The organism is Geobacillus proteiniphilus, from assembly GCF_001908025.1.
In the GTDB taxonomy this organism is placed as follows: Bacteria; Bacillota; Bacilli; order Bacillales; family Anoxybacillaceae; genus Geobacillus; species Geobacillus proteiniphilus.
Genome location: NZ_MQMG01000112.1, coordinates 1 through 1,793, shown reverse-complemented (window position 1 = coordinate 1,793; position 1,793 = coordinate 1). Strand labels below are relative to the sequence as shown.

The window sequence follows — 1,793 nt, the reverse complement described above, 5'->3', positions numbered from 1 at the left end:
CTTCAGCCGCTCTCTTCCCCGCCTGTCTCCGCTTTCAAAGTGGCGGGCCACGACCCCACGTTTTCCCATAAAACCACTGGAAACATAACCTTCTCTTTCTTTGAAACGGCGATTGATGCCCCGCGCCCGCCGGCATGTCTACTATCCCACTTCCATCGAACGGACAGACCGCCTTATTCCCTTTTTTACAAAAAAGCCGTCGTGGCGATGCGAACGGGACAATTAAGCGGCATCCCTATTCACTTTGTTTGTGGAAAAAGGCAGCTGAGGCGCACTGGAGAACGTCAACAGCCCGATCCACTTTCAGCTGCCTATGCCCCACCGGCCGACCGATCGACTCGTAGATGAGGCCGGCGGCGTCGGCTTGTTTCGGGTCGTAGCAGTTGCGCCCGTCAAGCACAATTGGCCGATTCATCAGCGTCTTGTAACGGTGAAGGTCAAATTGCAGCACAGCCGGCCATTCGGTGAAAATGAAACAAACATCCGCGCCGCGAATGGCTTCCTCCATTGTCTCGCAACAAACAACCGCATCGCCAAAACGGCGCGAGACATGACCGAGGGCGGCCGGGTCCCAGACGCGCACGTCGGCTCCTTCGGCAATGAGCCGTTCGATGTTCGCCAATGCCGGCGATTCGCGCACATCGTCAGTGCCGGGCTTGAATGCGGCGCCCAGCACGGCTGCTGTTCGACCGCTGAACACACCAAGGTGGGCGCGCGCTTTCTCGAACAGTTTCCATTTCTGTTTTTCATTGACGTCCATCGCCGCCCACACGGTTTTGAGCGAATAGCCATGGGAGGCAGCCAACGCATAAAGCGCCTTCGTATCTTTCGGCAGGCAAGAGCCGCCATAGCCGACGCCGGCGCGCAAAAAGCGGCGGCCAATGCGCGGATCCATGCCGATTCCTTCCGCCACCGCCTGAATGTCGGCCCCTACCAACTCGCATACGTTGGCGATCTCGTTGATGTACGAAATTTTCAGCGCCAAAAACACATTGGCAGCGTACTTGATCATCTCTGCGCTTTTGCGGTCGGTGACAACGTACGGGAGCGCAAACGGGGCGTACAGCTCCTTCATCACCCGTTCAGCCCGGTCCGAATCCACTCCCAATACAATGCGCGGCGCCTGCAGTGTATCGCGCACTGCCGTTCCTTGCGACAAAAACTCCGGGTTGGATACGACGTCGAATTTCACCTCCGGCCGTCCGTTTTCCGCCAAAAAACGGGCGGCTTCATCGCCAGTGCCGACGGGCACGGTCGACTTGATAACGACAAGGCAATCGCGTTCGGCCGCCCCGGCGATGCGTCGCAATGCGCCCCATACATCATCAAGCCGCACAGACCCGTCCGGCTGCGGCGGCGTGCCGACGGCGATCATGATCACTTCCGCCCGTTGATACGCTTCCACATCGTTGGTCGTAAAGCGAAGGCGAACGCCGTTTCGCTGAATAAGCGAGTCAAGCCCCGGCTCATAAATCGGGACGATCCCTTCATTTAATAGGCGAATTTTCTCTTCGTTCACATCGACGCATGTCACATCATGCCCTTTATCGGCCAGACAAGCCGCGGTCACAAGTCCAACATATCCCGTTCCCGCAATCGCTATCTTCACGATTCCTCACACCTTTTCATCCATTGCGGCGATCGTCGCTTGTCCTCATTATATCGAATCGCCTGCCGGTTTTCACGGGTTCCGCCCCGTTGCTCGAACAAAAAACTATTTTCCACACAAAAAAGAGAATGCCCCAAAAGCAACGAGGCATCCTCCCTTCTTCCATATATATACATCAGACGGA

Annotated in this window: 2 protein-coding genes; both read right to left on the bottom strand. The window is 56.6% G+C overall.

Going from position 1 to position 1,793, the window contains the following annotated elements; genetic code table 11:
* Positions 1 to 235: 235 nt before the first annotated feature.
* Positions 236 to 1,609 (bottom strand): UDP-glucose dehydrogenase family protein, encoded by a 1,374-nt coding sequence (locus BRO54_RS18730; RefSeq protein WP_033026512.1) that lies wholly within the window; start codon positions 1,607 to 1,609, stop codon positions 236 to 238.
* A partial coding sequence (locus tag BRO54_RS20300; RefSeq protein WP_204378360.1) for a hypothetical protein occupies positions 1,606 to 1,793 on the bottom strand: 188 nt, incomplete at its 5' end. The genes BRO54_RS20300 and BRO54_RS18730, both read right to left, overlap by 4 nt.